The 8,124-nt window shown below is 62.3% G+C and carries 5 protein-coding genes and 4 pseudogenes; 4 read left to right on the forward strand and 5 right to left on the reverse strand.

Annotated features, from left to right (window positions below):
* Positions 1 to 249 precede the first annotated feature (249 nt).
* From MFF55_RS24920 to MFF55_RS24940, 4 genes and pseudogenes are all read right to left on the reverse strand, one after another.
* Positions 250 to 570, reverse strand: a complete 321-nt coding sequence (locus MFF55_RS24920; protein WP_238246808.1) for a hypothetical protein — start codon at positions 568 to 570, stop codon at positions 250 to 252.
* A gap of 717 nt (positions 571 to 1,287) precedes the next feature.
* A pseudogene (locus MFF55_RS24925) lies at positions 1,288 to 1,483 on the reverse strand (IS481 family transposase); the annotation flags it as partial.
* A gap of 623 nt (positions 1,484 to 2,106) precedes the next feature.
* A complete protein-coding gene (locus MFF55_RS24935; RefSeq protein ID WP_238246809.1) occupies positions 2,107 to 2,397 on the reverse strand; it encodes a hypothetical protein in 291 nt (96 codons plus the stop codon).
* A gap of 56 nt (positions 2,398 to 2,453) precedes the next feature.
* Positions 2,454 to 2,795: a hypothetical protein gene (locus MFF55_RS24940; RefSeq protein ID WP_238246810.1), complete on the reverse strand. Its 342-nt coding sequence runs from the start codon at positions 2,793 to 2,795 to the stop codon at positions 2,454 to 2,456.
* 113 nt (positions 2,796 to 2,908) lie between these two features.
* Between MFF55_RS24940 and MFF55_RS24945 the strand changes: the two are divergent.
* The 4 genes and pseudogenes from MFF55_RS24945 to MFF55_RS24960 form a co-directional block, all read left to right on the forward strand.
* Positions 2,909 to 3,406 (forward strand): annotated as a pseudogene (locus MFF55_RS24945) (transposase); the annotation flags it as partial.
* A gap of 54 nt (positions 3,407 to 3,460) precedes the next feature.
* Positions 3,461 to 4,647 (forward strand): annotated as a pseudogene (locus MFF55_RS24950) (IS3 family transposase).
* 325 nt (positions 4,648 to 4,972) lie between these two features.
* Positions 4,973 to 5,713 (forward strand): lytic transglycosylase domain-containing protein, encoded by a 741-nt coding sequence (locus tag MFF55_RS24955; protein ID WP_238246811.1) that lies wholly within the window; start codon positions 4,973 to 4,975, stop codon positions 5,711 to 5,713.
* Positions 5,714 to 5,784: 71 nt separating this feature from the next.
* Positions 5,785 to 6,555, forward strand: a pseudogene (locus MFF55_RS24960) (IS5 family transposase).
* 300 nt (positions 6,556 to 6,855) lie between these two features.
* Here the strand turns inward: MFF55_RS24960 and MFF55_RS24965 are convergent.
* A partial coding sequence (locus MFF55_RS24965) for an Ig-like domain-containing protein (protein WP_238246812.1) occupies positions 6,856 to 8,124 on the reverse strand: 1,269 nt, incomplete at its 5' end.

The raw sequence follows: 8,124 nt of genomic DNA on the forward strand, positions 1-8,124 counted from the left end.
GTCCTTTAGGGGGCTACCTCAGCACCTCCAACGACGTTAGCATCAGAGCCCGGTCGTCTCACTGACGTACAGAGGTTGTTCGTTTCAGTCGTCCTTTGCCAGCACTGGTTTCCGCTAGGCATAAGTCAGGAACCCGCCCGCCTCTCGGTCTTCGCCTTCAACACCGTGAGGCGAGTTCCTCAAGTAGCGTGGAGACGATAAGCATTGGAACGCAAATATAGTACTGCCGTTAACGCCCCACACCATAGATCAGAAGCATCTCAGGAGGTTAACAACCCTATCAGAAACAAGTTCTTTTGTCTCACTGCCATCGGGCCATTGTATTTTTATTGAAATCCTTCCTTGATCCCAATTTTTTGAAATATAGTTCTCTGCTGGCTTAGATTCTGCAACTCTAACTGGCTTTAACCAATCTTCTTTAGCTGAACAAGCCTCAATCAAAGCATGATATCGATCACGATAGCAGCCGTCGTAGTTAAGATTGACCGGCCAAAGCATCTTCACAACCTCGTTCGTCAAGTGAGATGGCAACAAAACCCATTTCATCGACTTTTCATGCAGGTCACTCATTCACATCTCTCTTCGCTTCGTTGAAGTCATTTCGATGAAACGTTTAATGAGGGCGATCTAATCCTCAGTCTTAATATAAATTAATGCAATAACATTTGCGCACAGCATCAATATAATACAATAGACCTTTGCACGCAAAGTCACACTCTGCGCGAAATGATCGTGATTACATGACGACACGCGATTGCTTTCAGCAGCAATCTATCGTCCGTGCTGGGATGAGAAGTTCAGCCGTATAGGCGTGCGGCAGCGCTTATGCGGCACTCCACATCAACCCGACAGCCTGCTCGGCTATGGGGGAGAGAATCTTCCGCGAAGCGCCAAATGCACTCTGTTCACGATGATATCCCACTTGCCGATGCTATGTACGGGCAGCAGTCCACGTGTGCTCGTGATGGTGCGCTGATGCAGCGCAGTGATTTTTGTGAGCTTAAGGAATGACCTGGCTTTGTAAAGTTCGAGGGGGGTGCGACCAAAGCGTGGGCTATGGCTACACGAACGGGCGATCGCGGCAAGCTATGCGTCGGCGTCGGCGCGGCTCCCTAGTGAAAGCTCATCGCTTCACCGGCCGAGCCAGCAGGATCGCCGAGCGCACGGCAGCGCGGCGCGAGGCGAGCTTCCTTTCCGGATTAGTCGCCATCTCGGTTGCGACCAGGCTGGCATCCACAGCGACCGCGAGATCGACCCCGTGTCCTTCTCCCATCAGGAACAGGGAGGTGTGATCACGGTGGAGCGCGGCTCCTTGGGACCCATTGGGGCATCCGCCGTGCTCGTTCGCTTGCGCCACTTCTGCACCATCGTAGGACTGACGCGATAGCGCCTGGCCAGCGCTCTTACGCTCTCTTCACGTGAGCCTGATCGCACGACGAACAGCCTCCGTCGTGGTCGCGCTTCCATGGAGAACCTGGCCCAGCCCCCGATGCCGAACGGCTGGCCGCGATCCAGATGCTCATCGCCGACCTGCCGACCTATGGCTATCGGCGCGTCCATGCCTTGCTGCGCCGACAGGCCGAGCGGGAGGGCCAGATCGCGCCGAACGTGAAGCGGGTTGACCTCAGTCATGAAGGTGCACGGCCTCCTGCTCCAGCGCCACGCCGGCGGGGCCGAGGCGCGCCGGCACGAGGGTAAGGTCGCGGTGGCGACCCGCAACACGCGCTGGTGCTCGGACGGGCTGGAGATCGCAGCTGAGAACGGGGAGCGCTCTGACTCACAACCGTGGTGCGGCGAGGCAAGCCCAGCGTCGGCGGTCCAGTCCTCCCGCAGCGCTCGACAGCTCAGCGGCCCACTCATACGCGACAGGGTCGAGAATACTTGCTTGAAAGCGGTCGATTTCAAAGGTGCGCGCATCATAGATCACGGTAGCCGTCGCTTGCTCCTCACAGCGGCGGTTGGTCAGGGGCTAACCGGGTCGCGACCCCGGCCGGCTCCGCTAGGACACCGTGGAGCTTGGGCGCTTGCAATTGCCCCGATGCCGGCGGGCGCAGAATTTCCAACGACAATTTCGGGCAGCGGCCGTCCGACTGAGTTGTGCTGAAGTCACCAAATACTTGGGCCGGCAGCTTCGGTCTCACGCTCCCGCCACTGTGCGATCATCTGATCGAGCGCCGCTTTCCCAACCTCGCGAGCTTCGTCGAAGCTGCTGAAGGTATGGAGAGCGTGAACCTTGAGTTTGCCCGGCTGCCCGATGGAGTAGTTAAAGCGCTCCGGGAGGTGCCGAGCGGGCCGGACGGCGAGGGCGAAGGGATACGAGGACGCCATGAGTTTTACGTAGCTAAGAGTAATGATGGCCGACAAGAGGTCAGGCAACCGCGCGGCGCGATGTGCCACCCTATCTCACGAGGCTGAAAGCGCAGTCGTCACCTTCGCTTTGCTGCCCATAGTATTTATGAGGTTAGCGGATTAAAGAAGTAAAAGACAGCGTGCCGATCCATCTCTAAGTTGCCGTGCTCATTCTTGATCGCCCAAACAGTATGTCCTGCATCGAGAAAGGATTTTGCGGCAAGTAATGCTTCATCCTTGCCGCCCTTTGCTAGGTGAATGTTCGGTGTACCGTCATGCTCCTGAGCTTCAGCTTCGGGGCTCTCGCTCCACTCCACAGTCCAAGTCATATGAGAGTCTTGCTCCTGACTGAAGGCACGCGGGCCATTTCCGATCATCGATCCGGTCGTCGCACCTAGAACTGTTGTACTTGGAGCATATATGATCAAATAGGCCAGACTGACCATAGGGGTCTTGCCAACTCGAAGGGTGCTGCCAGAGGCAACGGTAGCTCACCCGGCTAGGAGCCGGTCCGAGTAAGTGTCTCGACGGCGACGCCCTGAGGTGATCCACTCGGCTCATGGCCAAGGTGTTTCGCTCCTGGGATGTCGATCAGGGCTGGCTTCTGCCGCCCTCGCTACACGAGTTCGTGCCACCCGGGCACATGGCGCAATTCGTGCGCGACACGGTGCGGGAGGGGCTCGATCTCTCCGCCCTCTTCGACACCTACACCGAGGAGCGCGGCAACCCACCCCACCATCGGGCATGATGGTGGCGCTTCTGCTCTACGGCTACAGTTGGGGTCTGTACTCCTCGCGTCAGCTCGCTCGTGCCTGTGAGGAGTGGGTCGATGTGATGGCGGTGACTGGCCTGAACCGACCCGACTTCCGCACCATCGCCGGCTTCCGCAAGCGCCACGTCGTGTCCCTGTCCGGCCTGTTCGTGCAGGTGCTGCGCCTGTGCCGCGCGGCCGGTATGGTTCAGTTCGCCCACGTGGCGGTGGATGGCACCAAGCTGAAGGCAAACGCCCCACGCCACAATGCCATGAGCTATGATAGGATGAAGACGGCTGATCCTCCCTCGTATTGGTGGACGCCTCTGATACGCTCCTGGGGAGCGAGGAAGGTGTTCAATGACGAGCAAGACCCGACGAGAGTTCACTCCCGAGTTCAAGCGGCAGGCGATCGCGCTGCTGGAGAGCAGCGGGCGCCCACAGATGCAGATCGCGGCGGAGTTGGGTATCTAGCCCTCGATGCTGCGGACCTGGCGAGCGGTCTTCCGAGGGGAGGCGCCCCAGTCGCGCAGGAGCGTTCCGGCCACGTCTCCTTCGTCACCCGTCGCCTCGCCAGCCGATCAGGCTGCCAAGATCGCGCGCTTGCGCCGTGAGCTTGATAGCGCTCGCGCCGAGCGCAACAATTTACCAAAAAGTCATCGGCATCTTCTCGGAGACGCCGCGATGAAGTTCCGCTTCATCGACGATCATCAGGGCACCTGGCCCGTGCACACCGTCTGTCAGGCCCTACGCGTCTCGCCCTCGGGTACTACGCGTGGCGAGCCGGCCCCGAGAGCGCGCGGGCGGCGGAGAACCGCTTGCTGCTCGACGACGTCCGTCGTTTGGATGCGAGGCATCACGGCCGCTACGGCTCGCCTCGCATGCACGCCGCCCTGAGCACCGAAGGGCGAGGCGTCAGCCGTGGGCGCATCGAGCGGCTCATGCGCCGGCATGGGATTCGCGCGGTGGCCACGCGTCGCTACCAGCCTGGCACGACCAACAGTCGCCATGGCCTGCGCATCGCGCCCAACCTCCTGGAACAGCGCTTCACCGCTTCGGTCCCGAACTAGATCTGGCTCGCCGACATCACCTATGTCCCTATTGGCGAGGGCTGGCTCTATATGCCCGTGGTCCTCGATCTTGCGACCCGCAAGGTTATGGGCTGGGCGATGCGTGATCACCCGCGCACCGAGCTGGCCGCGTCGGCCCTCCTGATGGCTTTCCAACGGCAGCGTCCCGAACCGGGCCTCATCCAACACAGCGACCGAGGCTGCCAATACGCATCGGGGGAGTACCGCCGGCTTCTCGACAGGGCGGGCCTGACAGCTTCGATGAGCCGCCGGGGCAACTGCCTCGACAATCCCCCCTCGAAGAGCTTCTTTCACACGCTCAAGGTCGAACTCGTCCACCCGCGGCGCTGGGCGACCTGAGACGAGGCGCGTCGCGATCTCTTCGCGTCCATGGACAGCTACTACAATCGGCAGATGATCCACACGGCCCTGGGATACATCACCCCCGAGCAGGCCGAGCAGAAGATGGCGAGCTAACCGCGTCCACTGAAACCAGGGAGGATCAGTAAGCGCGTGCGCACCCCTGTGCTAACCCAAACCCGCACGTTGTCAGGCTTGCTCAGCAGGGCTTTCTTGACATGGACTTCGAAAGCATGGACGCAGCAGCCGGCTGGGGACCCGTATTTCAGGAATCCGACCGTTTTCTGCACAATCGTTGCAGCAGGCTTTGGACGTCCTGCCAAAGCTGCTCTAGCCGAACCATGCCGCTTTATGTAGGGGCAAGGTGATAGGTTTCATCGAGTGTTCATGTATTTGCGGGCTTCGTAGTGCCAGAATTTTTTCAGCTGAGTTGGGAGTGTTGATGCGGTGTTCGCTCTCGGTGCTGATCCTGGCAAGCTTTGGACAGGCGGCACAGGCACAGACGGCGAGCCTCGTGACGGCTCACGCCCATGGCTTGGCCACATTTCCGTCTGCTGTCGAGTTGCGGCATGAAGCCAAACCAGCTCTGTTAGACCTGAGCACGCGCGCTGCCTATCGCGCCATCCTTCGTCGCGAGGCAACGTTGGCAGGTCTGCCCGCCGAAGTCGCTGAGGCCGTCACCCAAATCGAGAGTAGTTACAACCCTGCTGCTATTGGCAGCGTCGGCGAAATTGGCTTGATGCAGGTCCGGCCGTCGACTGCAGCAATGCTGGGTTTCAGAGGAACGATAGCCGAACTTGCGCAGCCGGAGGTGAACATCCGGTACGGTGTTCGGTATCTTGCCGAAGCTTGGCGGCTTTCGAACGGCGATCTCTGCCGGGCCCTGATGAAGTACCGGGCCGGGCATGGGTCAGAGACAATGTCGCCGCTGTCGGCGGCGTATTGCGCGCGGGCTCAGGCGGTTCTCAAGATCCCTGGGGCTCTAAGTGTTTCGCAAGTGGTGCCACGGCCCGTACCTCGATCACGATTGACTTCCTTGACGAGGACGGAGCTACCAAAAGGCCTCAAGCGGGGGACACCTGAATTTGAGAAGGCCTACTGGTCGGCTCACGAAGCCCGGATTGCCAGGCTCAGAGCACAAGTCCAAGCGAGCTGGCGGGCACGTGGTGCTGGAGCAACGTAGACACTAAGCCCTGTGAGCATCTGAGGTGCGGTCCCACCTTGGCCCGAGCGGCGGAGGGCTGGGGTATGGTGGTGCTGACGAACGCGAGGTGGGCGGAGTTGGAGCCCCTGGTTGAGGCCTGCCGACCGCACGCCAAGGTGCCGCCCTCGGATGTGTGGCGCATGGTGGGGGCGATCCTTTGGCGGTGCACGAACGGGGCCAAGTGGCGCTCCATCCCCACGGAGCTCGGACCCTGGTGGAAGGCCGCGCAGATCTTCATCCGCTGGGCCAGGCTGGGCGTGTGGGATCGCCTGCTGGCGATGGCGCAAGAGCGCGGCGTCGATCTTGGTATGGCGATCCTCGACGGGACCAGCATACGGGCGCACGCCAAAGCGGCGGGGGCGTCAAAAAGGGGGATCTGGCGCACGCGGTGGAGCAGGTGAAGCGCTTGGGCGCTCTCGTGGCGGCTCTGGCACCAAGGCCTGCGTGATCGCCGATGGCTCCGGGCGGGCGGTTGCCTTCCGCGTCGCGCCCGGGCAGGCGCACGAGTTGCCCCACGCCGTGCCCTTGCTCGACCGCTTGCCAGGCGTGCCGGGCTGGGTCGTGGCGGATCGGGGCTATGCCTCGCACGCCTTCCGTGACCACGTCTGGGGCCGCGGCGCGCGCCCCGCGATCCCGGCCAAGCGCAACGAAGCGCCGGTGGCTTGCCCGGACTGGGCCTACGCCAACCGCAACCGGGTCGAGCGGCTCTGGGGCAGGCTCAAGGAATGGCGCGCCGTCGCAACCCGGCTCACGAGAAGACAGCCTGCTCCTTCATGGGCGTCCTATGCCTTGCCGCCAGCATGGACTGGCTCAGACGCTAACAGGCCTGAGAACGCTAGCTCCATAACATCTCGTCGCTGAACAGCGGGGCATCAGCTTGACCGTCTGCGCTCAAGCATCTCGGCGATATTGGATTTCCGAATAGCTTTCACTCACACCGCCCGACGGCAGGTTTTCTGTTGTTTTCCGTACATCGGGCGCTGCAGCGTTTGGCACGATGCTCTGAAGCAAACCCTGAGGGATCATGCCATCGTCGTCGAGTTGGCTGAGGAGCAAGCGACTACGCGACCGACCGGCACGCGAGCAGCGCAGATGTCACCGCTCATCTGTAGCTGCAGCCATCATGACAGCAGCCAGTTCGTGGTGTCGTGGGTGGCGGCGTAGACCTGGAACACCAGGCCGTCCTGGGCTACCTCGCCCAGATGACGCAGGCTCGAGACCACGCCGCCGGTGGCGGTCAGCACCTTGAGCGAGCCGGTGTCGGAGACGCCGTCGTAGACGGTGTCGGGCAGCAGGTAGCGATCCGAGCTGTTGGCGCTGACGCGGCCGTCCTCGTTGGCATCATACAGCCGGCTGGTGGTCACGAGGCGATCACCGGCGGCAAAGCCCCGGATGGTGTCGTTGCCCAGCCCAAGACCCAGCGCGGTGTCAAAGTAGAACACGTCCCGCCCCGACGTGCCCGTCAGCACCTCGCTCAGGTCCGTGCTGAGAAGCGCTCCCGCCGGTGCGCCCGCGCCGCCGGCAAACGCAAACCGCTCAGCGCCGGTGATCAGGTCGGTGGCGTCACTGGCCCCTGTGTGGGTGCCCGTCACGCTCAGGCCTGCGCCGCTTTTGACCACGCTGTAGTCGCCCCGAGATCCGGCAAACACCACCGTGTCCCGGCCCAAGCCGCCCTCGATCGTGTCAGCCCCACCGCCGCCTGCCAGCCGATCATCGCCCTCGCCGCCGATCAGCGTGTCGGCCCGCTCCGCGCCCGTGAGCGTGTCGTTGCCGCCCAGGCCGTTGATCGTCCAGCTCACCCCCGAGGTCGCCACAAACACGTTGTCGGCCGCCGTGCCCGTGTAGGTCTGCCCCTCGGCGGGTGCGGTGTTGACCGCCAGGTTCAGGCTGGCCGCTCCGCCCGGGTTGCCGGCCGCATCAGAATAGGCGCCCGCCGCCACCCGGATCTGCATGCTCGCGTCCTGGATGTTGGCCGCCGGCGTGTAGCTGACGGTGTAGACCCGCGGATCGCTCGTGGCGGTGAGCGCGCCCAGGCTGCCACTCTCGACGCTGATGTCGCTCAGGCTCAGATCCACCGGCGCTTCCGAGAAGCTCAGGGTCAGGAGCGCGGTCTCGCCGGCTGTCAGGCTGGCCTTGTTGGAGGTCAGCTGCAGGGTGGGTGCGGTGGTGTCGGTGTTGAAGCTGATGCCGGTGCCGGTGACTGGATCACCTGAGGCGGCATACGAGTAGTAGGTGATCCCGTCCTGCACGACCGGATCACCCACCAGGATGAGGTTGGTCACCACCCGGCCGGTGTCCGAGAACACCTTCACCGAACCTGTGTCGGAGACGCCGTCGTAGACCAGATCAGGCAGCAGGAAGCGGTCGCTCCCATTGGCCGTGACACGCCG

The organism is Methylobacterium iners (assembly GCF_022179305.1).
GTDB classification, from domain to species: Bacteria; Pseudomonadota; Alphaproteobacteria; order Rhizobiales; family Beijerinckiaceae; genus Methylobacterium; species Methylobacterium iners.

Excerpts from the sequence above, each read along its gene's own strand:
- MFF55_RS24920 (WP_238246808.1), bottom strand. The coding sequence starts at position 570 with ATGAGTGACCTGCATGAAAAGTCGATGAAATGGGTTTTGTTGCCATCT.
- MFF55_RS24940 (WP_238246810.1), bottom strand. The coding sequence starts at position 2,795 with ATGGTCAGTCTGGCCTATTTGATCATATATGCTCCAAGTACAACAGTT.
- MFF55_RS24955 (WP_238246811.1), top strand. The coding sequence starts at position 4,973 with ATGCGGTGTTCGCTCTCGGTGCTGATCCTGGCAAGCTTTGGACAGGCG.